This is a genomic window from Streptomyces flaveus, assembly GCF_014647675.1.
In the GTDB taxonomy this organism is placed as follows: domain Bacteria; phylum Actinomycetota; class Actinomycetes; order Streptomycetales; family Streptomycetaceae; genus Streptomyces; species Streptomyces flaveus.
The window spans coordinates 144,518-171,513 of the sequence record NZ_BMPQ01000017.1 but is presented as its reverse complement, the minus strand read 5'-3'; the positions used below and the strand labels follow the sequence as shown (position 1 = coordinate 171,513).

24 protein-coding genes are annotated in these 26,996 nt (G+C 69.8%); 12 read left to right on the top strand and 12 right to left on the bottom strand.

All coding sequences use genetic code 11. From position 1 onward, the window contains the following. Window positions 1–375, top strand: a complete 375-nt coding sequence (locus IEZ21_RS29070; protein ID WP_033318924.1) for a helix-turn-helix domain-containing protein — start codon at window positions 1–3, stop codon at window positions 373–375. A gap of 619 nt (window positions 376–994) precedes the next feature. Here IEZ21_RS29070 and IEZ21_RS29065 read toward each other — a convergent pair. The 3 genes from IEZ21_RS29065 to IEZ21_RS29055 all read right to left on the bottom strand — a co-directional run bounded on the left by IEZ21_RS29065 (window position 995) and on the right by IEZ21_RS29055 (window position 7,630). Then, window positions 995–1,759, bottom strand: a complete 765-nt coding sequence (locus IEZ21_RS29065; protein WP_189324836.1) for an SDR family NAD(P)-dependent oxidoreductase — start codon at window positions 1,757–1,759, stop codon at window positions 995–997. Window positions 1,760–1,791: 32 nt separating this feature from the next. Beyond that, window positions 1,792–2,664: an Fpg/Nei family DNA glycosylase gene (locus IEZ21_RS29060; protein ID WP_189324835.1), complete on the bottom strand. Its 873-nt coding sequence runs from the start codon at window positions 2,662–2,664 to the stop codon at window positions 1,792–1,794. A gap of 190 nt (window positions 2,665–2,854) precedes the next feature. Continuing rightward, window positions 2,855–7,630, bottom strand: a complete 4,776-nt coding sequence (locus IEZ21_RS29055; protein ID WP_189324834.1) for an ATP-dependent helicase — start codon at window positions 7,628–7,630, stop codon at window positions 2,855–2,857. 208 nt (window positions 7,631–7,838) lie between these two features. Here IEZ21_RS29055 and IEZ21_RS29050 point away from each other — a divergent pair, with 208 nt between their 5' ends. Genes IEZ21_RS29050 through IEZ21_RS29040 form a run of 3 tightly spaced genes read left to right on the top strand, consistent with a single transcriptional unit; the run spans window position 7,839 to window position 9,768 of the window. Beyond that, on the top strand, window positions 7,839–8,828 hold the full coding sequence (locus tag IEZ21_RS29050; RefSeq protein ID WP_246568218.1) for an AraC family transcriptional regulator: 990 nt from the start codon (window positions 7,839–7,841) through the stop codon (window positions 8,826–8,828). Next, window positions 8,825–9,463 (top strand): AzlC family ABC transporter permease, encoded by a 639-nt coding sequence (locus tag IEZ21_RS29045; RefSeq protein ID WP_373302321.1) that lies wholly within the window; start codon window positions 8,825–8,827, stop codon window positions 9,461–9,463. Before IEZ21_RS29050 ends, IEZ21_RS29045 begins: the two co-directional genes overlap by 4 nt. Continuing rightward, on the top strand, window positions 9,460–9,768 hold the full coding sequence (locus IEZ21_RS29040) for an AzlD domain-containing protein (RefSeq protein ID WP_189324832.1): 309 nt from the start codon (window positions 9,460–9,462) through the stop codon (window positions 9,766–9,768). The genes IEZ21_RS29045 and IEZ21_RS29040 overlap by 4 nt, the downstream gene beginning before the upstream one ends. A 64-nt stretch (window positions 9,769–9,832) precedes the next feature. Here IEZ21_RS29040 and IEZ21_RS29035 read toward each other — a convergent pair whose 3' ends face one another. Further along, complete coding sequence (locus IEZ21_RS29035; RefSeq protein ID WP_189324831.1) at window positions 9,833–10,777, bottom strand: hypothetical protein; 945 nt, start codon at window positions 10,775–10,777, stop codon at window positions 9,833–9,835. Between the two features lie 79 nt (window positions 10,778–10,856). On the opposite strand from IEZ21_RS29035, the gene IEZ21_RS29030 reads away from it, so the two are divergent. From IEZ21_RS29030 to IEZ21_RS29005, 6 genes are all read left to right on the top strand, one after another. Then, window positions 10,857–11,051, top strand: a complete 195-nt coding sequence (locus IEZ21_RS29030; protein ID WP_033318917.1) for a DUF3046 domain-containing protein — start codon at window positions 10,857–10,859, stop codon at window positions 11,049–11,051. Window positions 11,052–11,112: 61 nt separating this feature from the next. Further along, a complete protein-coding gene (locus tag IEZ21_RS29025; protein WP_189324830.1) occupies window positions 11,113–12,375 on the top strand; it encodes an AI-2E family transporter in 1,263 nt (420 codons plus the stop codon). Between the two features lie 233 nt (window positions 12,376–12,608). Beyond that, complete coding sequence (gene recA / locus IEZ21_RS29020) at window positions 12,609–13,733, top strand: recombinase RecA (protein ID WP_189324829.1); 1,125 nt, start codon at window positions 12,609–12,611, stop codon at window positions 13,731–13,733. 3 nt (window positions 13,734–13,736) lie between these two features. Further along, complete coding sequence (recX, locus tag IEZ21_RS29015) at window positions 13,737–14,594, top strand: recombination regulator RecX (RefSeq protein WP_189324828.1); 858 nt, start codon at window positions 13,737–13,739, stop codon at window positions 14,592–14,594. A gap of 236 nt (window positions 14,595–14,830) precedes the next feature. After that, the gene (locus IEZ21_RS29010) at window positions 14,831–15,565 is read left to right on the top strand and encodes a helix-turn-helix domain-containing protein (RefSeq protein ID WP_189324827.1); all 735 of its coding nucleotides are present in this window, start codon (window positions 14,831–14,833) and stop codon (window positions 15,563–15,565) included. Further along, window positions 15,562–18,093 (top strand): ABC transporter permease, encoded by a 2,532-nt coding sequence (locus IEZ21_RS29005; RefSeq protein WP_189324826.1) that lies wholly within the window; start codon window positions 15,562–15,564, stop codon window positions 18,091–18,093. Before IEZ21_RS29010 ends, IEZ21_RS29005 begins: the two co-directional genes overlap by 4 nt. Window positions 18,094–18,249: 156 nt before the next feature. Here the strand turns inward: IEZ21_RS29005 and IEZ21_RS29000 are convergent, their stop codons facing one another. The 8 genes from IEZ21_RS29000 to IEZ21_RS28970 form a co-directional block, all read right to left on the bottom strand. Continuing rightward, window positions 18,250–18,651, bottom strand: coding sequence for a rhodanese-like domain-containing protein (locus tag IEZ21_RS29000; RefSeq protein WP_189324850.1), 402 nt, complete (start codon window positions 18,649–18,651; stop codon window positions 18,250–18,252). Beyond that, complete coding sequence (locus IEZ21_RS28995) at window positions 18,642–19,172, bottom strand: cupin domain-containing protein (RefSeq protein WP_246568216.1); 531 nt, start codon at window positions 19,170–19,172, stop codon at window positions 18,642–18,644. Before IEZ21_RS28995 ends, IEZ21_RS29000 begins: the two co-directional genes overlap by 10 nt. Before the next feature lie 79 nt (window positions 19,173–19,251). Beyond that, window positions 19,252–19,323, bottom strand: a complete 72-nt coding sequence (locus tag IEZ21_RS48915) for a putative leader peptide (RefSeq protein ID WP_373302322.1) — start codon at window positions 19,321–19,323, stop codon at window positions 19,252–19,254. A 106-nt stretch (window positions 19,324–19,429) separates the two neighbouring features. After that, a complete protein-coding gene (locus IEZ21_RS28990; RefSeq protein ID WP_189324824.1) occupies window positions 19,430–21,028 on the bottom strand; it encodes an FAD-dependent monooxygenase in 1,599 nt (532 codons plus the stop codon). Window positions 21,029–21,204: 176 nt separating this feature from the next. Further along, the gene (locus tag IEZ21_RS28985; protein WP_189324823.1) at window positions 21,205–22,119 is read right to left on the bottom strand and encodes an amino acid ABC transporter permease; all 915 of its coding nucleotides are present in this window, start codon (window positions 22,117–22,119) and stop codon (window positions 21,205–21,207) included. Continuing rightward, a complete protein-coding gene (locus IEZ21_RS28980; RefSeq protein WP_189324822.1) occupies window positions 22,116–22,781 on the bottom strand; it encodes an amino acid ABC transporter permease in 666 nt (221 codons plus the stop codon). The genes IEZ21_RS28985 and IEZ21_RS28980 overlap by 4 nt, the downstream gene beginning before the upstream one ends. 95 nt (window positions 22,782–22,876) lie before the next feature. After that, window positions 22,877–23,725 carry a glutamate ABC transporter substrate-binding protein gene (locus IEZ21_RS28975; protein WP_189324821.1) on the bottom strand — a complete coding sequence of 283 codons (849 nt, stop codon included), beginning with the start codon at window positions 23,723–23,725 and terminating at the stop codon, window positions 22,877–22,879. A gap of 56 nt (window positions 23,726–23,781) precedes the next feature. Further along, window positions 23,782–24,558, bottom strand: coding sequence for an amino acid ABC transporter ATP-binding protein (locus IEZ21_RS28970; protein ID WP_165341922.1), 777 nt, complete (start codon window positions 24,556–24,558; stop codon window positions 23,782–23,784). Window positions 24,559–24,840: 282 nt separating this feature from the next. On the opposite strand from IEZ21_RS28970, the gene IEZ21_RS28965 reads away from it, so the two are divergent. Together IEZ21_RS28965 and IEZ21_RS28960 are read left to right on the top strand one after the other, a co-directional pair. After that, the gene (locus IEZ21_RS28965; protein ID WP_189324820.1) at window positions 24,841–25,527 is read left to right on the top strand and encodes a response regulator transcription factor; all 687 of its coding nucleotides are present in this window, start codon (window positions 24,841–24,843) and stop codon (window positions 25,525–25,527) included. A gap of 9 nt (window positions 25,528–25,536) precedes the next feature. Next, a complete protein-coding gene (locus tag IEZ21_RS28960; RefSeq protein ID WP_189324819.1) occupies window positions 25,537–26,949 on the top strand; it encodes a sensor histidine kinase in 1,413 nt (470 codons plus the stop codon). Window positions 26,950–26,996: the final 47 nt, after the last annotated feature.

Here is a 26,996-nt window from a genome sequence, read left to right as displayed (position 1 = left end):
ATGATTCTGCTCCGTCGCCTGCTTGGTGACGTGCTGCGTCGGCAGCGCCAGCGCCAGGGCCGTACTCTGCGCGAAGTCTCCTCGTCCGCCCGAGTTTCACTCGGCTATCTCTCCGAGGTGGAGCGGGGGCAGAAGGAGGCTTCCTCCGAGCTGCTCTCCGCGATTTGCGACGCGCTGGACGTACGGATGTCCGAGCTCATGCGAGAAGTGAGTGATGAGCTTGCCCTCGCCGAGCTGGCCCGGTCGGCAGCGGTCACAGAACCTGTGCCCACGCCAGTACGCCCGAGGCTCAATTCCGTGTCAGTGACCGGTGTGCCACCGGAACGAGTGACGATCAAGGCGCCGGCCGAGGCGGTCGACGTAGTCGCCGCCTGACGGTTGCGGGCTTGTGGTCGGTCGTGAGTTCGCCCACATGAGCTGAGAACTGGCTGAGAACTGTGTGAGGGCCCCGATCGGGGCCTCTCCGGGGAGACCTGGAGGGGTGCGGTCGGGGTTTTTGCGTTGCTGGAGGGTGGCTGCTGGGACTTCTTGCGTTCCGAAGGACGGCTGCCGGAGCATTCGTGTTTCGATTTCATCACTTTTGCACCGTTTGCCGGTGTGTCCTGATGCGGCGATGGTGGAAGGGCTGTGGCGCCCGAAGCGGAGCGACGGTGCCTTCGGTGTGATGGCGCGCCGGGTGCGCCTCGTGAGGATTGATGCGCCCTGCCGGTGGGTGACGGTCGCTGTCCAGCGTCGGCTGGCGGGTTGGAGGTGACGCCATGGCGGGCCGGACGGTGCGAATAGGGCGGTGGGGGCTGGCTCTGGGGGGCGGGGTGCTGTGGTGGTGGGGAGCGGTGCGATGGGCGTTTGCATCGGGTGCCGGGGCATGGGAGGGAATGGCCGTGGCCGGTGGGTGGGGGCTGAGTCTGCTTCCGGTGCACTGTGTGCCGAAGGACCGGGCCAAGGCTGACGAGAGGCTTCGGTTGCGCTTTGAGGAGTAGGCCCGGTGCTGGCGCTACCAAGGCATGGCCACGCCTCCGTTCGGGCGGAGGATCTGGCCCGTCGTGAAGGCCGAGGCGTCGCAGGCGAGATACAGGACCGCGTGCGCGATGTCCTCCGGCTCGCCGACCCGGCCCAGCGGTGACATCCGGGCCATGAACGCCTCGGTCCGCGCCTGGGTCTCGTCGTCGTTGCGGTCCGTCATGGGCGTACGGATCCAGCCCGGCGCGACCGCGTTGACGCGGATGCCGTGCGGCCCCATCTCGGTCGCCAGGGTCTTCGTCAACTGGACGACTGCCGCCTTCGCCGCCCCGTAGCAGAGCAGCCCGGGGCCTCCGGTGTCGACAGCGCCCGAGGCCATGGTGACGATGCTGCCGCGTGTCCCGGACGCGATCATGGCGCGGGCCGCCTCCTGGCACGCGTACAGCACGCCCTTGAAGTTGACGCCGAGTACTCGGTCGAGGTCCTCCTCGCGAGTCTCCAGGACCGGGCTGCTGTGCATGATCCCGGCGACGGCGGCCATCACATCGAGGCGTTCACAGGCCGCGACCGCCTGGCCGAGCAGGGCGCGGTCGGTGACGTCGAGGGCGTATGTGTGGGCCACGCCGCCCTTGTCCTTGATCAGGTCCGCCGTCTCGTCGAGGCCTCGGTCATCGCGGTCCGCGCAGTGGACGACGGCTCCCGCCGCCGCGAGCAGCACGGCACAGGCGCGGCCGATGCCGCTCGCAGCGCCGGTGACAAAAGCGGTGCGTCCGGTGAGGTCGTACGCCGTGACGGGCATGCAAGGACCGTACGAGAGTTTCTGACGGGTCGTCAATTAGTCGTACGGGATGGGGGCGTGGGTGGTGGGGTCGTGCGGGATGGGGGTCTACGTGACGGGGAGGGCTTCGCTCCCGGGGCCGGGCCCGACTGGCATGTCGGGCACCAGTACGTGGGGCGCTCTCGGGAGCCGTCACCCTGGTTCGCCGTACGGATCGAGGTGCGGCAGCGCAGGCAGGGGCGGGGTGCGCGGCCGTACACGTAGAGGTTCTGGTCACGGCGGCCCGTGGTGCTGCGGGCGGGGCGGTCGCGGTTGGCTTCCAGGAGTTTCTTGGCGAGGGCGGGCAGCTGGGCGGCGCGTTCGGCGGGGAGGTCGCCTATGGGCAGCCAGGGGGTGGCCCCGAGCAGGAAGCAGAGCTCGCACTTGTAGATGTTGCCGATTCCAGCGAGGTTGCGCTGGTCCAGGAGGGCCTCGCCGAGCGGGCGGGCTGGGTCGCGCAGGAGGTTCTCCAGGGCCTTGTCGGGGTTCCAGTCCGGGCCCAGGAGGTCGGGGCCGAGGTGGCCCACGGCCCGGTGTTCGTCGGTGCTGCGGAGCAGTTCCAGTACGGGGAGCCGGTAGCCGACGGCTGTGTGCTCTGCGGTGCCGAGGATCACGCGGATCTGGTGACCGGGGCCGCCGCTCCAGCGCTCGCCGGGTGCGTACACCTTCCAGGAGCCGTCCATTCGCAGGTGCGTGTGCAACGTCAGCCCGCCCTCGATACGGGTGAGCAGGTGCTTTCCGCGTGGGGTGACGTCCAGGACGGTGCGTCCGGTGAGGTCGGCCGTGGCGTACTTGGGCACCCGGAGGTCGGAGCGGGTGAGCACGCGGCCCGCGAGGGCGGTGTGTAGGCGCCGGGCGGTCTGCCAGACGGTGTCTCCTTCGGGCATGGGGTCCAGGGTGGCATGGGGTGGGCGGGGGCGTCTTGGTCGGGATGCGGGGAGGCTGCTGGCGGGTTGTGCGGCTGAGGGTCGGCTGGTCGGCTGGGAGGGGGAGTGGTGACGACGAGGCCGACCTGGTCTGGGGCCCGGAGCTTCGTTCGGTCCGCAGGTGCGTGTGTCCGGGCCGGGCGGAGTAGGCCTATGCGCGGAGGCGTAGGCCCCGCGGCGTCGCGTGGAAACCGGCTCCTTCCAGGAGCGTGCCGAAGGGCGACGTCAGGGCTGAGGCGCCGTTCACACGCTCCACCGTGACCGTGCCGAGGGAGCCCGCGCGGGCGGCTGCGGAGAGGGCCTCGGCGGCTATGCGCAGACGTGGGTCGTTCAGCAGTGTGTCGTCCGGGGTGGAGGGCCAGGCCAGGAGGGTCTTGCCGCCGCGCTCCATGTAGAGGGTCAGCTCGCCGTCGACCAGTACGACCAGGGAACCCGCCTTGCGGCCGGGCTTGTGGCCCGCTCCGGCCGGGGGGTCGGGCCAGGAGAGGGCCGCGCCATACGCGTTCGCCGGGTCGGCGGCAGCCAGGACGATGGCACGGGTGGCGTTGCCCGGGCGGGGGCGGGATGCGGGGCTGCCGGGGAAGCCGGTGTCCGAGGGGGTGTTGGCGTAGGGGTCCGGGAAGCCGGTGGTGGTGCCCAAGAACCCGGGCGCGCCCGGGAACTCCGGCTCTGGCAGGGTCTCGCCTCGCTCGCTCGCGTTGGCCGCCGCGCGCAGCCGGTCCACCGCGCCGTCCATCGCGAACTGTGCGGCACCGAGCCCCTCCACCACATAGCCGCGGCGTGCCTGTCCGCTGTCTTCGAAGGCGGACAGGATGCGGTACGTCGCCGAGAAGCCGCCCTCGACCCCTTCCGCGGCGACCGCTCCCCGGGTGACCACGCCGTGCCGGTCGAGCAGCGTGCGGGCCAGGGCGTGGGCGCGCACGGTGAGGTCGGCCTCGCGGTCGGGGAGCAGCGACCAGCGGCCCGCGACGGTGGGAGGGCCGGTACGGGAGGCGGGGCGCGCCGCGGCCGTCAGGCTGCCGTACCGTCCGCGCGGCACCGTGCGCTTCGCGCGATGGGCGGTGGAACCCGTGGTGCGGCCCGATCCCAGGAGGGAGCGCATCGGGCCGAACGTGTCGTTCGTCAGCCGGCCCGACCAGGCCAGGTCCCAAAGGGCGTCGGCGAGTTGAGGGTCTGTGGCGTCGGGGTGCGTGGTGGCGCGGATCTGGTCGGCGATCTGACGGAAGAAGAGGCCGTAGCCTCCCGAGAGGGTGTCCAGGACCGACTGGTGGAGCGCGGTCAGCTCCAGAGGGTGCGGGGGCGGCAGCAGCAGGGGGGCCGCGTCCGCCAGATACAGGGACACCCAGCCGTCCTTGCCGGGCAGTGCGCCCGCTCCGGCCCATACCACCTCGCCGGCGGCGGTCAGCTCGTCGAGCATCGCAGGAGCGTAGTTCGCGACCCGGGACGGCAGGACAAGCTTCTCGAGCGCGGATGCGGGCACCGAGGCGCCCTGCAACTGCTCGACGGCGCGTACGAGTCCGTCGATGCCGCGCAGTCCGTGCCCACTGCCCAGGTGCTGCCACTGCGGCAGGAACTGGGCGAGCGCGGCGGGTGGCACCGGCTCCAGCTCCTGCCGCAGCGCCGCGAGCGAACGGCGACGCAGCCGGCGCAGCACCGTCGCGTCGCACCATTCCTGGCCGATCCCCGCCGGGTGGAACTCTCCTTGTACGACACGGCCGCCCGCGGCGAGCCTCTGCAGGGCGCCCTCGGTGACCGCCGTACCGAGGCCGAAGCGTGCCGCCGCCGCGGTCGAGGTGAACGGGCCGTGGGTGCGCGCGTACCGCGCAAGGAGGTCGCCGAGCGGGTCCTTGACCGGCTCGGTGAAAGCCTCCGGGACGCCGACAGGCAGCGCCGTGCCGAGCGCGTCACGCAGTCGGCCCGCGTCCTCAATCGCCGCCCAGTGGTCGGCCCCGGCGATCCGGACCCGGATGGCGCGGCGGGACGCGGCCAGCTCCGGGGCCCACTCCGGTTCGGCGCCGCGCTCGGTCAGCTCCGTGTCCGTGAGAGGGCCGAGCAGACGCAGCAGATCCGCGACGCTCTCGACGTCCTTGGCACGGCGGTCTTCGGTGAGCCACTGGAGTTCGCGCTCCAGCTCGCTCAGGACATCGGCGTCCAGGAGCTCGCGCAGCTCGGCCTGGCCGAGGAGTTCGGCGAGGAGCCGCGAGTCCAGCGACAGAGCGGCGGCGCGTCGCTCGGCGAGCGGGGAGTCGCCCTCGTACAGGAACTGCGCGACGTATCCGAACAGCAGTGACCGTGCGAACGGTGACGGCTCCGGTGTCGTGACCTCTACGAGCCGCACCTTGCGGGACTCGATGTCGCCCATCAGTTCCGTCAGGCCAGGGACGTCGAAGACGTCCTGGAGGCACTCGCGGACCGCCTCCAGGACGATCGGGAAGGAGCCGAACTCGCTGGCCACCTGGAGCAGTTGGGCGGCACGCTGGCGCTGCTGCCACAGCGGGGTGCGCTTGCCGGGGTTGCGGCGCGGTAGCAGCAGGGCGCGGGCGGCGCACTCGCGGAAGCGGGACGCGAACAGGGCGGAGCCGCCGACCTGGTCGGTGACGATCTGGTTGACCTCGCCCTTGTCGAAGGCGACGTCCGCCGCGCCTACGGGGGCCTGCTCCGAGTCGTACTCCGTGCCCAGCTTCACGGGCTCCTGGTCGAGCAGATCCAAGCTCAGCAGGTCGGCGTCAGGGAGGCGCAGCACGATGCCGTCGTCGGCGTGCATGACCTGTGCCTCCATGCCGTACCGCTCGGAGAGGCGGGTGCCAAGGGCGAGGGCCCACGGGGCGTGGACCTGGGCACCGAAGGGGGAGTGCACGACGACTCGCCAGTCGCCCAGCTCGTCGCGGAACCGCTCGACGACGATGGTGCGGTCGTCGGGGATGTGGCCGCAGGCCTCGCGCTGTTCGGCCAGGTAGGACAGGACGTTGTCGGCGGCCCAGGTGTCGAGGCCGGCGGCGAGGAGCCGGAGCCGGGCGTCGTCCTTGGGCAGGGAGCCGACCTCGCGGAGGAACGCGCCCACCGCGCGGCCCAGTTCGAGCGGACGGCCCAGCTGGTCGCCCTTCCAGAACGGCAGCCTGCCCGGCACACCGGGCGCGGGCGAGACGAGGACGCGGTCGCGCGTGATGTCCTCGATACGCCAGGAGCTGGTGCCGAGCGTGAAGACATCGCCGACTCGGGATTCGTAGACCATCTCCTCGTCGAGCTCGCCGACCCGGCCTCCACCCTTCTTGGGGTCGGCGCCCGCGAGGAACACCCCGAAGAGGCCGCGGTCCGGAATCGTGCCCCCGGAGGTGACGGCGAGGCGCTGCGCGCCGGGGCGCCCGGTGACCGTCCCGGCAACACGGTCCCAGACGACGCGTGGCCGCAACTCCGCGAAGGCGTCGGACGGATAGCGGCCCGCGAGCATGTCGAGCACCGCCGTGAACGCGGACTCCGGAAGCGACGCGAAGGGCGCGGCCCGGCGGACCGTCGCGAGCAGGTCGTCGACCTGCCAGGTGTCCAGGGCGGTCATGGCGACCAGCTGCTGGGCCAGCACGTCCAGGGGGTTGGCGGGGACGCGGAGGGACTCGATGGAGCCGGTGCGCATCCGCTCGGTGACGACCGCGGCCTGGACGAGGTCCCCTCGGTACTTGGGGAAGACGACGCCGGTGGAGACCGCCCCGACCTGGTGCCCCGCGCGGCCGACGCGCTGCAGCCCGGAGGCCACCGACGGCGGGGACTCGACCTGTACGACGAGGTCCACCGCGCCCATGTCGATGCCGAGTTCGAGACTGGAGGTGGCGACCACCGCGGGCAGCCGGCCGGCCTTCAGGTCCTCCTCGACCAGCGCGCGCTGCTCCTTGGAGACCGAGCCGTGGTGGGCGCGCGCGATGACCGGCGGGGCGCCCTGGGCCGCGCCGGAACCGCCCATCAGCTCGGCCGGGGCATGGTGCTCCTCCAGAGGCTCGCCCGTCGCCCTCTCGTACGCGATCTCGTTGAGCCGGTTGCAGAGCCGCTCCGCGAGCCGCCGGGAGTTTGCGAACACGATCGTCGAGCGGTGTGCCTGGACGAGATCGGCGATCCGCTCCTCGACATGCGGCCAGATCGACGGGCGTTCGGCACCCTCGTCGGAGTCGGCTACCGGGGAGCCGCCCAGCTCGGCCAGATCCTCGACGGGCACGACTACGGAGAGGTCGAATTCCTTGCCGGACGGTGGCTGAACGATCTCCACCTTGCGGCGGGGCGAGAGGTAGCGGGCGACCTCGTCCACCGGACGGACGGTGGCGGACAGGCCGATGCGACGCGCAGGCTTCGGCAGCAGCTCGTCGAGCCGCTCCAGGGTCAGGGCGAGATGGGCGCCGCGCTTGGTGCCCGCGACCGCGTGCACCTCGTCCAGGATCACCGTCTCGATACCGGTCAGCGCCTCGCGCGTGGCCGATGTGAGCATCAGGAACAGCGACTCCGGAGTCGTGATCAGGATGTCCGGCGGGCGCGTGGCCAGCGCGCGGCGCTCGGCGGCCGGGGTGTCGCCGGAACGGATGCCGACCTTCACCTCGGGCTGGGGCAGTCCGCGGCGCACCGCTTCCTGCTTGATGCCGGTCAGCGGACTGCGCAGATTCCGCTCGACGTCGACCGCGAGGGCCTTGAGCGGCGACACGTACAGCACCCGGCAGCGTTTCTTGGGGTCGGCCGGCGGTGGCGTCGAGGCCAGCTGGTCGAGCGCGGCGAGGAACGCGGCCAGCGTCTTGCCGGAGCCGGTAGGCGCGACCACGAGCACGTCCGAGCCCTCCCCGATGGCCCGCCACGCCCCGGCCTGGGCGTCGGTGGGCGCGGCAAAGGCCCCCGCGAACCAGCCGCGGGTCGCGGGCGAGAAGCCGTCGAGGGCACCGTGTGCAGACCTGACCATGCCCCCATCCTGCACCCCGCCACTGACAATGGGTCTGACCTGCGAAAATGGTCTCGTGGAGGGGGTGGAATGAGGCCGGTGGGGGTCGGCACGAGGCGCCTGGGCCAGAGGCGCGGGCTGTGACGGGGGCTGCGTCCTGGCGACACCCGTGCCCATGCCGCCCGAAGCCCGCCGAACCCGGCGGAGCGCCCTGACGCAGAATGGGCACATGGCAGGTTCGGGGGAGCGAGCGCGGCACTGGCGGTACGCCGAACTGCCCGGTGTCGACCTGCTTCGGGCCCGGTACATCCGGAAGACCTTCGTCCGGCACACCCACGAGAACTTCGTCATCGCCGCCATCGCCGACGGCATCGAGGTCTTCCACCACGGCGGCGCGGACCAGTACGCGGGACCCGGCTCCCTGGCCTTGGTCAACCCCGACACCCCGCACACCGGTCGCGCGGGCAGTCCCGAGGGCTGGCGGTACGGGGCGGTCTACCCGTCCCCCGACCTGGTGGCCGAGATCGCCGCCGAAACCACCGTGATCCGCGGCACCCCCGGATTCACCACCCCGGTGCTCGACGACCCCTACGCCGCACGCATGGTCCACCAAGTGCTACGTGCAACAGACGAGGGCAACGCACTCGCCGCCGACACCCTGCTGAGAGTCGCCGTGACCCGGCTGCTGCGACTGAACGGCGGGCCGCTCCCGCAGCGTCCCCCACGCACGGCGGGCGCCCGAATCGCGGCACGCGCGCGTGCCGTCCTCGAGGAAAGGATGACCGAGCCGCCCACACTGGAACGGCTCGCCACCGACCTCGGCACCAGCCCCTTCTCACTGCTGCGGGCCTTCCGGGACACCTACGGCATGCCTCCCCACACCTGGCTGACCGACGCCCGCGTACGCCGAGTACGCCACCTCCTCGACGCCGGCACCGCACCCGCCGAAGCCGCCCACGCCGTGGGCTTCACCGACCAGCCGCACCTCAACCGCCACTTCACCCGGATCGTGGGCGTGCCGCCTGGGGCGTACCAGCGCGAGCGCAAGAACGTACAAGACCCGCAGGAGAGGTTCCTTCTACCGTCCGAGGCGTGGCAGAACAGACAGCTCTCGCGGACACACATGGCGAAGACGGCGGAAAACCCGACGCCGCCGTCGTACGAGACGCCCTCGGAGTCGGGGTCGCCGTCGGACTGTCCGGTTTCGCCTTCGGGGTGACCTCGGCGGGAAGCGGCCTCACTCTGCTGCAGACCTGCGCGCTCAGCCTCCTGGTGTTCACCGGCGCCTCGCAGTTCGCCCTCGTGGGGGCGCTCGCGGCCGGAGGGAACCCGTTCACCGCCGCAGCGGGCGCGTTCTTCCTGGGGGTGCGCAACGCCTTCTACGGGCTGCGTCTTTCGCAGTTGTTGGCGCTCCCGCGCGCGGTGCGGCCGTTCGCCGCCCAGTGGGTCATCGACGAGACCGCGGCCGTGGCGCTCGCCCAACCCACGCGACGCAGTGTGCGGATCGGCTTCACCGTCACCGGGCTGACCCTCTACGTGCTGTGGAATCTCACCACGCTGCTCGGCGCCCTGGGTGCCGAAGCCATCGGCGACACCGACGCATGGGGTCTGGACGCCGCCGGGCCCGCCGTCTTCCTGGCCCTGCTCGCGCCGATGCTCAAGACCGCCACGGAGCGGGCCGTCGCGGGCCTCGCGGTCGTCCTCGGCCTCGGACTCCTGCCCGTACTGCCCGCCGGTGTGCCCGTCCTGGTGGCCGCGCTCGCCGCCCCGGCCGTCCTGTGGGCGGAGGGCCGCCGCAGGGCACGTAGGGCCGCTGCGGAGCCCGCCAACGACACATCAGGGGAAGACCGTTGAACATCTGGATCGCGATCGGCATGACCGCCGTCGGCTGCTACGCCGTCAAGCTCATCGGTCTCCTCGTCCCCGCGGGCGTCCTGGAACGGCCACTCGTCAAACGACTGGCCGCCCTGCTGCCCGTCGCTCTGCTGGCCGCCCTCACGGCCCAGCAGACCTTCGCCCACGGCCAGGCCCTGGTCCTGGACGCGAAGGCCGCAGGACTCGCGGCAGCCGCCGTGGCGCTGCTACTGCGCGCTCCCTTCCTGCTCGTCGTCGCGGCGGCCGTGGTGGTGACGGCAGGGGCGCGGGCGATGACGGGCTGACGCAGAGGGCAGCACGCGCGCGTGGAGGCCGATTTACGTCGTGGAAGCCCTCGCCCCGGGTACGTCAGCCGACGGGGCGTCCGTACGCCCGTAGCGTGTGCAGCGCCTCGATCGTGACGATCGGACGCGCCTCCAGGGCGGTGCCCGGCGCCCACTGACGCCAACGGATCGGCCAACCGCCGTCCTCCTGCTGCTCGTTGGCCAAGAAGTCCAGCGAGCGCGCCATCTCCTCGTCGGTGAACCACGCGCGCGCGAGCGAGTCCGGCGTCTTCGCGTAGTCGTGCGCGAAGTGGTGCTCGCCCGGCGCGTAACCGGGCGCCACCGGAAACTCCTCAAGCTGTTCCGGGTCCAGCGCCGCCAGCCGGTGCTCACGCACCAGACGGCCGAGCCGGTCAGCGGCCGCCTCCGCGCGCGAGCGATCGGGAGCGGAGTCCAGGAAGGCCATGGCCGCCTCGATCTCGTACGGATGCGACTCCTCCAGGGACTCCACCGCCTGCCAGCAGAAGTCGGTGGCCCTGAACAGCCAGGCATGCCACACCTCGTTACGGTGCAGCAGGCCCACGACGGGTCCTGTGGCGAGGAGTTCACTGGGCGGATCGTCCACGATCGGCACGAAGGGGGCTGCCGGATAGCCGCGCTGGCTGGGACGGATCGCCGGCAGCGCGCCGTCCTGCGTCGACACGGCGGTCAGATAACGGCACACACGCTCCACCCGCTGCCCACCGCACCGCCCGATCGAGTCCAGGACGCGCAGCGCGTGCCCCGTGTGCAGGGGCTGGCTGACCGGGCCACGAAGATCGGGCTCGAGCGCGTGACCGTACCCCTCGTCCTCATTGCGGTACGCGGCCAGCGCGGTCTCCACCGCGTCGGCACCGCCACCGAGGAAGTGGTACGCGAAACGCCGCTGCTCCAGCACGCGCGCGGTGAGCCAGATGAAGTGCTCGGCGCGGGCGAGCGGGGAGTGCACCGGGGGCTTCGGGGGGAGTGGGGATGCTCCAGTTTCGGCCATGGTCCGACCGTAGGACGGAAAGCGTTCTCGACAAGCGGTCCCGGCTCGGCCCCACTCTCAGGGGCGGGATACTGGAGTCATGCGGTTGACGGTCTTCTGGCAGCGGATGGCGGATCACTTCGGCAAGGGGTACGCCGACACCTTCGCGCGCGATCACGTGATGACGGAGCTCGGCGGACGCACCGTGCACCAGGCGCTGGACGCGGGCTGGGAGGCGAAGGACGTGTGGCGCGCGGTGTGCACGGCCATGAACGTTCCGTACGAAAAGCGCTGACCGGCCACGAAGAGCCGAGAGACCGGGACCGATTGTCGGTGGTGTAGGCGAGACTTGCACGGTGGCATCGACAGATGAGACCGCCCAGGTCGAACAGCAGGCACCCCCGCTCGGCACGACGCCGCCCACGCGGCCCGCGACCGAAGACCCGACGGGGCGCGCCCGCATGCCACGCTGGCTGCCGCGCGCCATGGTGCTCGCTCTCGCCCTCATCGCCTGCTTCCAGCTGGGCAGTTGGGCCTTCCACCAGCTGACCGGGCTGCTGATCAACATCCTGATCGCGTTCTTCCTGGCGCTCGCCATCGAACCCGCGGTGAGCTGGATGGCCGCGTACGGCATGCGCAGAGGACTGGCCACCGCGCTCGTGTTCTTCGCAGTGATGATCGCGGGCGCGGGCTTCGTCACCCTGCTCGGCTCGATGCTCGCCGGACAGATCATCGACATCGTCGAGGACTTCCCGAAGTACGTCGACTCGGTGATCAGCTGGATCAACACGACCTTCCACACGGAGCTAAACCGCGTCGACATCCAGGACAGCCTGCTCCGCTCCGACTGGCTCCAGAGGTACGTGCAGAACAGCGCGGGCGGTGTCCTGGACGTGTCCGCGCAGGTGGTGGGCGGCCTCTTCCAGCTCCTGACGATCACGCTGTTCTCGTTCTACTTCGCCGCCGACGGCCCGCGGCTGCGGCGGGCCATCTGCTCAGTACTGCCGCCCGCCCGCCAGACCGAGGTGCTGCGCGCGTGGGAGATCGCCGTCAACAAGACCGGGGGATACATCTACTCGCGTGGCCTGATGGCACTGATCTCGGGCATAGCGCACTACATCCTGCTGGAGTTCCTCGGCGTGGATTACGCGCCCGTGCTCGCCGTCTGGGTGGGCCTGGTCTCGCAGTTCATCCCCACGATCGGCACATATCTCGCCGGCGCCCTGCCCATGCTGATCGCCTTCACGGTCAATCCCTGGTACGCGCTGTGGGTGCTGATCTTCGTCGTGATCTACCAGCAGTTCGAGAACTACCTGCTGCAGCCCAAACTGACCGCCAGGACCGTGGACGTCCACCCGGCGGTCGCCTTCGGATCGGTCATCGCGGGCACCGCACTGCTCGGCGCCGTCGGCACGCTGATCGCCATCCCCGCGGTCGCCACGCTGCAGGCGTTCCTGGGGGCGTACGTGAAGCGGTACGACGTCACCGACGACCCTCGGGTGCACGGGCACCGCAGGCGGGGCTCGGGCGCTCTCCTCGCGCGCGTGCGAGACATGTTGCGCGGGCAGGGCAGGACGCGGCCGGTCGCGGAGGAGGAAGCGGTGCGGGACCCCTCGTAGCTCATCCACACAGACCGCACCGCCCAACGAGTCGCGGTTGAGGCGTGTGGTGCGCTTGACACTAAAATCGAACATCCATTCTTATGGAATCTCCGGCCGGGCTCTCGACGGTGATTTCGCGGGGAAGTGCCCGAGTTATCCACAGGCAGGACGGGCGTCGGGGCGCATTGTCAGTGGCAGGCGTTAGCGTCTTTGACGTGAAGCGATCGACTCAAGCAAATCGGGTGGAACCCATGGCAGGAACCGACCGCGAGAAGGCGCTAGACGCCGCGCTCGCACAGATTGAACGGCAGTTCGGCAAGGGCGCAGTGATGCGCATGGGCGAGCGGCCGAACGAGCCCATCGAGGTCATCCCCACCGGGTCGACCGCACTCGACGTCGCGCTCGGCGTCGGCGGCATCCCGCGCGGCCGAGTGGTGGAGGTGTACGGACCGGAGTCCTCCGGCAAGACGACCCTGACGCTGCACGCGGTGGCGAACGCGCAGAAGGCCGGCGGCCAGGTGGCCTTCATCGACGCGGAGCACGCCCTCGACCCCGAGTACGCGAAGAAGCTCGGCGTCGACATCGACAACCTGATCCTGTCCCAGCCGGACAACGGCGAGCAGGCCCTGGAAATCGTGGACATGCTGGTTCGCTCCGGCGCCCTCGACCTCATCGTCATCGACTCCGTCGCCGCCCTGGTGCCGCGCGCGGAGATCGAGGGCGAGATGGGCGACTCGCACGTGGGTCTGCAGGCCCGCCTGATGAGCCAGGCCCTCCGGAAGATCACCAGCGCACTCAACCAGTCCAAGACCACCGCGATCTTCATCAACCAGCTGCGCGAGAAGATCGGTGTGATGTTCGGCTCCCCGGAGACCACGACCGGTGGCCGGGCGCTGAAGTTCTACGCCTCCGTACGGCTCGACATCCGCCGCATCGAGACGCTGAAGGACGGCACCGACGCGGTCGGTAACCGCACGCGCGTCAAGGTCGTCAAGAACAAGGTCGCCCCGCCCTTCAAGCAGGCCGAGTTCGACATCCTCTACGGGCACGGCATCAGCCGCGAGGGCGGCCTGATCGACATGGGCGTGGAGAACGGTTTCGTCCGCAAGGCCGGCGCCTGGTACACGTACGAGGGCGACCAGCTCGGCCAGGGCAAGGAGAACGCGCGCAACTTCCTGAAGGACAACCCCGACCTCGCCAACGAGATCGAGAAGAAGATCAAGGAGAAGCTGGGCGTCGGCGTGAAGCCAGTGGAGCCGACCGCCGAGCCGGGCGCGGACGCGGCGGTCTCGGCCATCCCGAACGAGACTGCGAAGACCGTGCCCGCTCCGGCGGCCAAGGCCACCAAGTCCAAGGCCGTGGCACCCAAGAGCTGATCCATGACGCGACGAACCGACTGGGCCGAGTACGTCTACTCCGGTGCCCTGGAGGGGCAGGGCCACCGAGGTGACGACGGCTCGGTCGAAGACAGCGACAGGGTGAACGGTGGTGACGGGCTGGACGGCACTGGCGCACGGGACGCTGAGGGGGCGTACGGCGCTGCTCGGGACGGTGACAGTCGGCCGGACGGCGGTCCGGGCCGTGGTGACGGTGCGCCAAGTGACGGCGCACATCAGGACGGTGGCCGCGGTGGACGGACCCGCGGCCGCCGGAGGCGCGGCTTCGGGGAGTCGTCCGGCGGCCCGAAGGACGGAGGCCCCCCTTCCTCGTCGAGGGCCGAGGCGGGGGAGCCTTCAGGGGACCCGGCTGAGCGGGCGCGGGCCATCTGTCTGCGTCTGCTCACCGGGACCCCGCGCACGCGAAAGCAACTCGCGGACGCGCTGCGCAAGCGCGAGATCCCGGACGACGTGGCGGACGAAGTGCTGTCCCGCTTCGAAGAGGTCGGCCTGATCAACGACAGTGCCTTCGCGGACGCCTGGGTGGAGTCCCGGCACCACGGCCGGGGCCTGGCCCGGCGGGCGCTGGCACAGGAGCTGCGGACCAAGGGCGTGGACTCGACGCTGATCGACGAGGCCGTCGGACAGCTCGACTCCGAGCAGGAGGAGGCGACAGCGCGGGAGCTCGTCGCCCGCAAGCTCCGCTCAACCCGCGGCCTCGACCGCGACAAGCGGCTACGGCGCCTCGCGGGCATGCTCGCCCGCAAGGGCTACTCCGAGGGCATGGCCCTGCGTGTGGTCCGGCAGGCTTTGGAGGAAGAAGGCGAGGACACGGAGGGGTTGAGGGAAGAAGGGTTCTGATCCAAGGCCCGACCTGGCTGCCAGGCGCGCCTTGGTTGTCCGGCGGCAGCCGACCCTTCGCGGGTCCTGAACACGGTAGACGCGCGGGGGCGCCGATCGCGTTCAGGACCCGGATGCTTGTCCGGATCCTTGAGGCGCACGGCCCAACTCGTCGCCCCCGGGGTGGGGTTAACCCCCGCTGAAGACGCTGGGCCGCCGTAGTGCACAGAGACCTGTGCACAGACGACTGTGTATGCATGGCACAGGAACCCGGCGCCACAGAACCCACGGAACAGGGGCCCGTCCCGACCGGCCCCTCGGCGGAGCTGACCGCCCCCATCGAGCTCTCCGACCTCGCCGCCCTCAAAGCTCTCGCACAACCCCGGCGGCAGCGAATGTTGCAGCACCTCACCGTGCACGGACCCGCCACGTCCGCGACGCTCGCCCGGGCCCTCGGCCTGAACACGGGAGCCACCAGCTACCACCTGCGCGAACTCGCCCGCTACGGCTTCGTAGAGGAGACCGAGGCGGCAGACGGAGGCGTCGGCCAAGGCCGGGAACGCTGGTGGCGGGCCGTCCCGGGCGACCGCCGCTTCCCGCCCCGCAGCCGCCAGAGCTCCGAAATGCGGCTCGTCATGGACGAGTTGAACCACCACGCATACGCCGCCGACCTCGAACTCTTCGAGCAGCTCCAGCGGGACGCGGCCGACGACCCGTGGGCCGACGGGTTCCCGTACTCACGCGGCACCATCCGGCTGACGCTCGCCGAACTCCGCGAGTTCTTCGAGGAGTACATCGCTCTCCTCAACCGCTACAAGCGCCCCGAGGCCGACACCCCGCCTGGCGCGCGCACGGTGCTCACGCGGTTCCTCGCCTTCCCCGCCCAGGCCGATGCGCCGGGAGCCGCCCAGGCCGATGCCTTGGACGACTCCGGGATCGATGCCCCGGGCGACTCCACGCCTGACAACCGAAAAGGAACCGAGACCTCATGATGCTGCGCTACGCCCTGCAGACCGTCCGGGACCGCAAAGGCGGCTTCCTCGGTGCCTTCATCGCCTTGATGTGTGCGGCCGCCCTCATCACCGCCTGCGGCACCCTCCTGGAAACCGGGCTGCGCGGCACCATCGGCACCGAGCGCTATGCCGCCGCCCCGGTCGTGGTCTCCGCCGACCAGAACGTCCACCAGACCACCGTCAAGCACAAGAAGGGCAAGACGAAGACCAAGCACAAGGCCAAGCCGATAGCCGAGCGGGCCTGGCTGTCGGAGGACCTCGCCGCACAACTCGACAAAGCTCCGGGCGTCAGCAGGGTCATCCCCGAACTGACCTTCCTGGCCCAGCCGTTGACGCCCGCGGGCACAGGCGACAGGACCCCCTACGGCCACGCCTGGGACTCCGCCGCCCTCACCCCGTACACCCTCACCACCGGCACCCCTCCCAGAGCACAGAGCGACCTGGTCGTCGACCGCTACCTCGCCGACCGCGCCGACCTCAAGCCCGGCGACCACCTCACCGTCCAGTCCACCCAGAGCCCGCGCGCGTACCGGATCACTGGAATCGCGGCGCCCTCCGGCGACGACGTACGCCACCAGACGTCCCTCTTCTTCTCCACCGCCGAGGCCCGGCGTCTTGCCGCGCACCCCGGGCAGGTCACGGCGTTCGGCGTGATCCCGGCCCAGGGCACGGACCCGGCCGCCCTCAAGGTGTCCGTGGCCAAGGTGCTGCACGGCACCACCGCGCAGATCAGCGCGGGCGACGAGCGCGGCCCTGTCGAGTTCCTGGACGCCGCCACCGCCCGCACCAAGCTGATCAGCATGGGCGGCGCGATGGGTGGTACGTCCCTGCTCGTCGCCGTACTCGTGGTCGTCGGCACCTTCGCGCTCTCGGTGCAGCAGCGCCACCGCGAACTCGCTCTGCTACGCGCCATCGCCGCCACACCGGGGCAGATCCGCAAGCTGCTCGGCCGTGAGGCCCTGCTCGTCGGCGCAGGCGCCGGAGTCGCCGGAGCACTCATGGGACTGCCGCTCGGCAGTTGGCTGTACGGCAGGTTCGTCGCCATGGGAGCCGTCCCGGCCACGCTTCAGCACACGGTCAGTGTCTTCCCGCTGTTCGCAGCGGTCGCCGCGACTCTGTTCGGAGCCTGGGCGGCGGCCCGTATCTCCTCACGCCGCATCACCCGTATTCGCCCGGCGGAGGCGCTCGCCGAGGCCAGGGCCGAGCGCACCCGACCCGCTTGGGGTCGCCTCCTCGCAGGTCTCGCACTGCTCGCCGGAGGCACGGTACTGGTCGCCGTACTCAGCGTCCTGCGCACCGAGCCCTCCTCGACTCCCGTGACGTTCCTGGCCGTTGTGGTCCTCTCCACGTCTGTGGCGCTATTGGGTCCACTCCTGGTGAGGGTCGCTGCGGCGATCCTGGGCGGCCCGCTGCGGCTGACCGGTCCAGGCGGCAGGCTCGCCAAGGCCAACCTCCGGGGCAACGCCGCCCGCATGGCCTCCGTCGTCACGCCGCTGACTCTCCTCATCGGTATGACCTGCACCGTGCTCTTCGTCCAGCCGACCCTCGGCAACGCCGCCCGCGCCCAGGCCCGCGAGGGCATACGTGCCGACTGGGTGCTTGCCGCGCAGGGCCCCGGCGTCCCGGCGCAGGTCGCACAGCAATTGCGTACGAACGACGACGTCGCCACCGAAGTCGTCCGCACAACCGTCCGGGTCGGCCTCGACAAGTACGCGGCACAGGGCGTCACTCCCGCCGACCTCACCCGCACGTGGGACCCCGACGTCACCGCGGGCTCCCTCGCGAAGCTCACGAACGACACCGTCGCCGTCAGCGAACTCGCTGCGGACCAGCTCCACTTGAAGCCCGGCAGCACGCTCAAGCTCACTCTCGGCGACGGCACACCCGTCACGCTCACCGTCGCCGCCGTCTACGCCAAAGGCCTGGGCTTCGGTGACCTCACCATGGCCCACGAACTGGTCGCCCGCCACGTCGACAACCCACTCGCGGACACGGTCCTCGTCTCCACCACCCGTTCACAGAAAGAACTTGCGGCCGGCGTCCGGAAGTTCCCCGGCGTCCAGGTGCTCTCGCCGGACGCCGCGGACTCCCTGCAGGCCGAGCGCCAGCAGGCGAACGCCGAGGTCAACTATCTCGCCATGGGGCTCGTCCTGGCCTTCACCGCCATCGCCGTCGTCAACACGCTGGCCATGTCGGTCTCCGAGCGTGTCCGTGAGTTCGCGATGCTCCGCCTCGCGGGAGCCACCCGCCGCCAGGTGCTGCGGATGCTGCGCACCGAGGCGCTGTCGGTCCTGCTCTTGGCCACGGCTCTCGGCAGCGGTATCGCGCTCGCCGTCCTGACGGCCTTCAGCGTCGGCATGACCGGTAGCGCGGCACCGGCGGTCGCACCCCTGGTGTACGTCGGGGTGGTCGCGGTGGCCGGACTGCTGGCCCTCGTCGCCACCGCCCTGCCGGGGCGAGCCGCGCTGCAGCCTCGGCCCGTCACAGCGGCGACGGCCAAGGAGTAAGGAGCGGGACGCAATGGTGGGGGCCCCTTACACGCAGGGGCCCCCACCGCTACATATGCCCAAGTAGCCGCATACGTACGCTACTCACGCGACTCGCGTCACGTACGCGCGCCAATGCTCCTGGAACTCCGACAGCGGCGCTTGGAGTCCCGACAGCTAAGACGTCACCGGAAGCCCAGACGCCCGCCACGCTTGGAAGCCCCCCACCAGATCCGTAGCTCGGCGAAGCCCCAACTGCCGCAGTGACGCGGCAGCGAGGCTCGACGCGTAGCCCTCGTTGCAGACCACCACGACCCGTAGATCGTGGCTCGTGGCCTCGGGGGCGCGATGGCTGCCCTGTGGGTCGAGCCGCCACTCCAGTTCGTTGCGCTCGACGACGAGGGCGCCGGGGATCAGCCCGTCTCGGTCGCGCAGAGCGGCGTAACGGATGTCGACCAGCAGAGCCGCGCCGGCCTGCGCGGCATCGTAGGCGTCCGCAGCCTCGACGCGGTCGAGGTCTGAGCGGACGCGCTCGAGCAACTCGTCGATTCCCACGGGCCGTTCGGCGCTCACTGCCAGTCCTCCGGGTGTTCGACCTGCTCAAGGCGCATGACCTGGCCGGTACGGCTGTAGCGGCGGATCCGGGGCAGCGGCGGGTAATACGCGTGGACGGAGATGGCGTGCTTCTCGGTGGACTCGTTGAGCACCTCGTGCACATGGTTGCGGCCGAAGGCGCGTCCCTTGCCGGCCGACAGGCGTCGTTCCTGGTCGATCCCCTCGGTGAGTTCCAGGGTCTTCCAGCCGTCGGTGGGCAGCCGAGCCGTGAGCGAGTTCTCCTTGAGCTCGCCCGACGCCGTGAGGAAGGCCCCGACCGACTCGGCGTGGTCGTGCCAGCCGGTTCCGGTGCCGGGTGGCCAGCCGATGAGCCAGGCCTCACTGCCGCCGGGGCCTTCCAGGCGTACCCAGGTACGGCCCTCGGGGTCGAGCGGGAGCGAGGCGATCAGCTCGGTGTCGGCGGCCGTTCGCCGGACGAAGTCGAGCAGGTCGGCCTGGGTGGGGGTGGTGTGCGTGGGAGCGGAGACAGAGGGTGACACAGACACGGGTACCGTCCTGATGAGTGTTCGCGCGGGGGCGCGCAGCGGAACATGAGTGGCGCGCGCGGGGGAGTGGAATGCGAATTCAGCAGGACGGGTGACACACGCAGCCCGCATAGCGGATGAGGTCCATATGGACCCTCCGCCACAGGCGCACACAGGTGTCGGTCACAATCCGGAGTACACCATGGCGGTGCGGGCCGGTCAATTCAGGATCACCGTATGGACAAGTGGCCCGGTGTCATCGCGTAGACAGTGGCGGCTCAGCTCGTTCCCGCCGTGGCCTCGGTCGTGGCCCGTGGTCCGCCCAGCGTCGCCTCGGCGGCCTCGTACAGATCCGCCGGGCGCACCCCGCTCAACGCCGTGACCAGGTGTCCGTCGGGGCGGATCAGTAGCACGGTGTGCGCGGCGGCGCCCGGATAGGCTTCGGCGACGAGCAGTTCGGCGGGGTGCGGCAGCGCGGTCACGGCGGCCGCGAGCCGCGGCATGATCCCGGCCGTCACCCAGTGCTTGCGCTCCCACACACCCGTACCCGGCGCGATCAGCAGCACGAGGAGCGCCCCACGGCCCAGCCGATCCCGCAGCCGTACGAACGAACCGTCCTCCGCCGTCACCCGCACATCGACGACCGGAGCACCTACCTCCGTGGCGACGTCGATCGCCGACTCGGTGCGTGGAGGTGTGAGCGGCGAATCGGCGTACGCCCCCGGTGCACCCAGCGGGCCGCGTCCCAGGTGGCCGTCTGTGAGCAGCGCATCGTGGCCGCGCGCGGAGCCGGGTACGACGGAGCGCAGGCCTCCGCCGGCGCGCAGCAGCGGCAGCGACTGGTCGGCGGCGCGCAGCCGGGCGGCGACGACGGCGCGCCGCTCGACCTGGTAGCTGTCGAGCAGCGCATCGTGCGGCCCGTGGTGCCAGGCGAGGGCCAGCTTCCATGCGAGGTTGTCGGCGTCCCGCAGGCCCTCGTCGAGCCCCTGGGCGCCGAGCGCGCCCAGCAGATGCGCGGCGTCCCCGGCGAGGAAGACACGGCCGACGCGCCACCGGCGGGCCAGCCGGTGGTGGACGGTGTGGACTCCGGTGTCGAGCAGTTCGTACGGAGGTGTGGAGCCCCCGCTCCAGCCCGCGAGGGTCTCCCGGACGCGCGCCACCAGCAGCTCGGGCGTGACCAGGTCCTTCCCCGGCGGCAGCAGCCAGTCCAGCCGCCACACACCGTCGGCCAGAGGACGCCCGGTCACCTCCCCGGCCGAAGGCCCGGACATCCGCCATGGCGGCATCCGATGCAACAACGCCTCACCAGGCCACGGAAGTTCCGTACGCAGTGCTGCGACGGCGTGTCGCTCCACGGCTGTACGTCCCGCAAAGCGGATGTCCTGGAGCTTGCGCACGGTCGAGCGCGGACCGTCGCAGCCGATCAGGTAACTGCCGCGCCACCACGTGCCCTTGGGGCCGCGTGTGTGCGCCGTCACGCCCGTCGCCTCCTGCTCTATCGAGTCGAGGCGGTTCTCCACGGCGACCTTGACCAGGCGCTCGCCCGCGATCGCGTTCCGCAGGGCGGCCGTCAGCACGTGCTGGGCGATGTGCAGTGGCGCGGGCTCGTCGTCGCCGAACGTGATCTGCTGCATCACTTGCTTGCGCCGCATCGATCGCCATCCCGCCCAACGGAACCCGGCCTCGGCGATCGGGAATCCCGCGAGCCGTTCCATCAGCGCGGCGGTGTCCTCACGCAGTACGACGGTTCGTGCGGGCCGTTGTTCGTCCTTGCCGGGGCCCTCGTCGAGGACGACGGACGGGACTTCCTGGCGTGCCAGCGCCAGGGCGAGGGTGAGTCCGACAGGCCCTGCTCCAACGATGATCACCGGGTCCACGGCGCGGTGCCCCCTGCCCGGAGCGGTGTCCTGAGTGTCTTACCGGGACTTGCAGGTGGAGCGGGGTGCGCGATCACAGAACGTATGCAACCTATTGCCGGTGTTTGCGTCAAGTGACGGAGGCAGTGGCGATCATGCCACTGCCTCCGTACGGGGTCATGCTGTTTGAGTGCCCATCAGATGGTGCCGCCGGCACCGGTTCCGAATGTGCCGCCCACCTCGGCGGCGTTGATGTCGTCCACGTCGTCGGCCCCGAGGACCGCACCCGTGCTTTTCTTGCTGCGGCGCAGCCTTTTCTCCAGCCAGCTCGCGAAGGTGGTGAGCGCGAAGTTCAGAGCAACGAAGATCAGCGCGACGACGGTGAAGGACGCGATGGTGTTCGCCCCGTAGAAGGAGCTCATCGGGCGGACGGACGCCAGCAGTTCGGAGAAGGTGAGCAGCGCACCGCCCAGAGCTGTGTCCTTCACGATGACCACGAGCTGACTGACGATGGCTGGAAGCATCGCGGTGACCGACTGCGGCAGAAGTACGCTCCGCATGATCTGGCCCTTGCGCATTCCAATGGCCATGGCCGCTTCACCCTGCCCCTTCGGGAGGGACAGGATGCCGGCCCGTACGATCTCGGCGAGCACCGCGGCGTTGTAGAGGACAAGGCCCGTGACCACGGCATACAGAGGCCGGTTGTCCGAGCTGATGCCTTCGAACTGTGTGTAGAGCTCGTTGGCGAACAGCATGAGGATCAGAACCGGAATGGCGCGGAAGAACTCCACGACGATGCTGGAGGGCAAACGGACCCAGGAGTGGTCCGAGAGCCGTGAGATGCCGAAGAATGCACCGAGCGGAAGTGCGATGACCATGGCGAGGGACGCGGCGATCAGTGTGTTCTCGAGTCCCGGCAGAATGTACGTCGTCCAGGAGCGGGAGTCGGTGAAGAACGGGCTCCACTTGTCCCAGTCGAGTTGGTTCCGCTCATCCAGCGTCCGATAGACCCACAACAGCACGGCCGCGAATGCGGCCAGGAAGACCACGGTGAGCAGGACATTCCGGCGCTTGGCACGGGGGCCAGGGGCGTCGTAGAGAATGGAGGTCATCGCTTCACCGCCACCTTCTTGCTCACCCAGCCGAGGATCAGGCCCGTCGGGAGGGTGAGGCAGACGAATCCGAACGCGAAGACGGCGGAGATCAGCAGGAGCTCGGCTTCGTTCTCGATCATTTCCTTCATCAAGTAGGCGGCTTCCGCCACCCCGATCGCTGCCGCCACGGTCGTGTTCTTGGTCAGGGCGATCAGCACGTTGGCGAGCGGTCCGACCACCGAACGGAAGGCCTGCGGCAGCACGATGAGCCCGAGGACCTGGGAGAAGCTCAATCCGATGGCGCGCGCCGCCTCGGCCTGGCCGACGGGCACGGTGTTGATGCCGGAGCGCACCGCCTCGCAGACGAAGGCGGCGGTGTAGGCGATCAGCCCGAGCACCGCGAGCCGGAAGTTGATATCCGTGACGTCCTTTGCGCCGAGTGTGATGCTCAGCGTCTGGTACAGGCCCAGCGAGGTGAAGATGATGATGACAGTAAGGGGGATGTTCCGCACAACGTTCACGTACGCCGTGCCGAAGCCACGCATGAGAGGCACGGGGCTGACCCGCATGGCGGCCAGCAGTGTTCCCCAGATCAGTGAGCCAATGGCGGAGTAGACGGTGAGTTGCACCGTTACCCAGAACGCCCCCAGCAGGTCATAGCCTTCAAGAAAGTCGAACACGATTTCCCGCGCTTCCGCGTGTCTGGACGAGACGGCGCGCCGCTGCTGTGGGCGGCGGCGCGCCTATGCTGCCTGCTGACATTGAGTCAGCGGTGTCACTCGACGATCTGGCCGATCTTGGGGGCCGGCTCGTTCTTGTAGTTGGCCGGGCCGAAGTTCGCCTTGACGGACTCCTCCCAGGAGCCGTCCTCGACCATCTTCTCCAGCGCCGTGTTGATCTTGGCCTTGAGGTCGCTGCCCTCCTTGACGCCGATGCCGTAGTTCTCGTTGCTCAGCTTCAGGCCGGCCAGTTTGAACTTGCCCTTGAACTGCTCCTGGGCGGCGTAACCGGCGAGGATCGAGTCGTCTGTGGTCAGCGCGTCGACGACCTTGTTCTCCAGGCCGGTCAGGCACTCCGAGTAGCCGCCGTACTCCTGCAGCTGGGCCTGGGGAGCGATGTCATCCTTGACGTTCTGCGCCGAGGTGGACCCGGTGACGGAGCAGAGCTTCTTGCCGTTCAGGTCCTCGCCCTTGGTGATGTTGTCATCGGCGCGGATGAGCAGGTCCTGGTGCGCGAGCAGGTAGGGACCGGCGAAGTCCACCTTCTGGTCGCGCTCGTCGGTGATCGAGTACGAGGCGGCGATGAAGTCGACGTCACCGCGATCGAGCATGGTCTCGCGGTCGGCGCTCTTCGCTTCCTTCCACTCGATCTGGTCCTCGGTGTAACCGAGTTCCTTGGCGACGTATGTAGCTACGTCGATGTCGAAGCCCTCGTACGTGCCGTCCGCGGTCTTCTGGCCGATGCCGGGCTGGTCGATCTTGACGCCGATCGTGATCTTGTCGCCGCCCCCGGACCCCGACCCGGTGTCGGCGCTGTCGCTGTCGCCGTCTCCACCACAGGCCGTCGCGGTAAGAGACAGGACGAGCGCAGTGGCCGCCGCGGCGGTGACCTTGCGAAGCTTCATGGTGAACATCCTTTGAGTGGTGAGGAGAATGCCGTCGTTGCGGGTGGCACAAGTCGTCAGTGGTGCAGGATCTTCGACAGGAAGTCCTTGGCACGGTCACTGCGCGGGTTGCTGAAGAACTGGTCCGGCACAGCCTCTTCGACGATCTTGCCGTCCGCCATGAAAACGACACGGTTGGCAGCCGAACGAGCGAAGCCCATCTCGTGCGTGACGACGATCATGGTCATACCGTCACGGGCGAGCTGCTGCATGACCTCCAGGACCTCGTTGATCATCTCCGGGTCGAGGGCCGAGGTCGGCTCGTCGAAGAGCATGACCTTGGGGTCCATCGCCAGCGCTCGCGCGATCGCTACACGCTGCTGCTGACCGCCCGAGAGCTGTGCGGGGTACTTGTCCGCCTGGGCGGTGACGCCCACCCGGTCGAGCAGCGCCCGCGCCTTCTCCTCGGCGGCTTTCTTGTCCGCCTTGCGGACCTTGAGCTGGCCCAGCGTCACGTTCTCGAGCACCGTCTTGTGCGCGAACAGGTTGAAGGACTGGAAGACCATGCCGACGTCGGCGCGCAGTCGCGCAAGCTCCTTGCCCTCCGCGGGCAGCGGCTTTCCGTCGATCGAGATGGTTCCCGACTCGATGGTCTCCAGGCGGTTGATGGCGCGACACAGGGTGGACTTTCCGGACCCGGAGGGCCCGATGACCACGACGACTTCACCACGGGCGATGGTCAGGTCGATGTCCTGGAGCACGTGCAACGCGCCGAAGTGCTTGTTGACGTTCTTCAGCACGACCAGATCATCGGCCGCGGGTACGGCGTCCTTGGTCACCGATACTTCGGTCATCGGCCTCTTGCTCCGTCCTCCTCGGGTGGGGAGGACAGTAGTAACCCCGCACGACCAGCGTCATTACATCTGAGGGGAAATTGAGCATAACGATCTGGTAGCAACCGGACACTCCTCGTGAACGGCTGCCTCCGGTCCGTACCGGCTGGGTAACGGAAACCCGCCGCGGCCCGAACCCTCTTGACGCCGTACTTGTGCATCGGCGTGACTTCCATGGTGCACGCGTGCGTGCCCATCTCTACGCGCCGAGACTGTATGGCCGATGAACCGAAGGGGGCCGGAATGCGACTGCTCCTCGTCGAGGACGACAACCATGTCGCCGCCGCTCTGTCCGCGGTCCTCGCGCGCCATGGCTTCGACGTCACGCATGCCCGCAGCGGCGAGGAGGCGCTCCAGGCGCTTGTTCCGGAGGGTGCGGGCTTCGGAGTGGTGCTGCTCGACCTGGGGTTGCCCGACCAGGACGGCTACGAGGTGTGCGGCAAGATCCGTAAGCGCACCAGTACCCCGGTCATCATGGTGACCGCGCGCTCCGACGTACGTTCTCGGATCCACGGACTCAACCTAGGCGCCGACGACTACGTAGTGAAGCCTTACGACACCGGTGAACTGCTCGCTCGTATCCACGCCGTCAGCCGGCGCACCGTTCCCGACGAAACGGCTGCCCCCGCAGAGACCTCCCTGCACATGGGCCCCGTACGTATCGAACTGCCCACCCGTCAGGTCAGCGTGGACGGTTCGGTTGTCCAACTGACCCGCAAGGAGTTCGACCTTCTCGCGCTTCTCGCCCAGCGCCCCGGTGTGGTGTTCCGGCGGGAGCAGATCATCAGCGAGGTGTGGCGCACCAGCTGGGAAGGGACCGGCCGCACCCTGGAGGTGCATGTCGCCTCCCTGCGCTCCAAGCTGCGCATGCCCGCCCTGATCGAGACCGTGCGCGGCGTCGGCTACCGGCTCGTCGCCCCCGCCGCGTAGCGGGCTCAGGTGCGCACACGCCTCCTCCCGCTGCTCATCGTCCTGATGGCGGCCGTGCTGCTCGCGCTCGGCATCCCGCTCGCCGTCAGCCTGGCGGCGGCCGAGCAGCAGAAGGTGGTCGTCGACCGCATCGACGACACCGCACGGTTCGCGTCCCTGGCACAGTTCGTCGCCGACCGCGCGACCGGCTCCCGGGTCGCCTCCACGCCCACGGACGAGCGCCGCGAGACCCTCCGCCAGGAACTCGCCAAGTACCGCGGCGTGTACGGCATCCGGGCCGGCGTCTTCTACCGCGACAAAGAACCCATGGCCAACGCGCCCACGGACTGGTACGTGCCGGACGAGGGCGAAGGCCTCGACGCGTTCAACGAGGCACTCAGGGGCTGGCGCAGCCACGATCCGGCGCAGGTCTGGCCGTGGGAACGGCACCGTCTCGTCGTCGCGTCCCCGGTCATCCGGGACGGCGACGTCATCGCGGTCGTGGTCACCGACTCGCCCACCGGACAGATGCGCTCGAAGATCCTGCGCGGCTGGCTGATCATCGGCGCCGGAGAGGTCGCCGCGATGCTCCTCGCCCTCAGCGCCGCGCTGCGCCTGACCGGCTGGGTGCTGCGGCCCGTACGCGTCCTCGACGCCACCACCCACGACATTGCGACCGGACGCCTCAAGTCACGCGTCGCGGCCGCCGGCGGTCCGCCGGAACTGCGGCGCCTGGCCGACTCGTTCAACGAGATGGCCGACAACGTCGAGGAGGTCCTGGAGCAGCAGCGCGCCTTCGTCGCCGACGCCTCGCACCAGCTGCGCAACCCCCTGTCCGCCCTGCTGCTGCGCATCGAGCTGCTCGCCCTGGAACTCCCCGAGGGCAACGAGGAGATCGCCTCCGTCCGCACCGAGGGCAAGCGCCTCGCCCAGGTCCTGGACGACCTGCTCGACCTGGCGCTGGCCGAGCACGCCGATGCGGACCTGCGGCTCACCGACATCGGCGAGCTGACCGCCGAGCGTGTGGCGTCCTGGTCTCCGGTCGCCGACGACAAGGGCGTACGACTCGTCGGGAACTGCCCGGCCACGACCGCCTGGGCCGACCCGGTCGCCCTCTCCAGTGCCCTGGACGCGGTGATCGACAACGCGCTGAAGTTCACACCCGAGGGCGAGTGCGTCGAGGTCGAGGTGGCCTCCAACGGCGAGGTCTCGACCGTCGTGGTCTCTGACCGGGGCCCCGGCCTCAGCGACGACGAACTGGCCCGCATCGGCGACCGCTTCTGGCGCAGCGCCGGCCACCAGAACATCAAGGGTTCGGGCCTCGGACTGTCCATCTCGCGGGCACTGCTCGCGGCGGGCGGCGGGTCGATCTCGTACGCCCATCACGAGCCGCACGGTCTGCGGGTGACGGTGACGGTGCCGCGCACGGGGCCCACGGCCTGACTGAAGCCGCGTAGGGCTTGTGTGAGAGTCCCTCAGGTCCCTCAGGC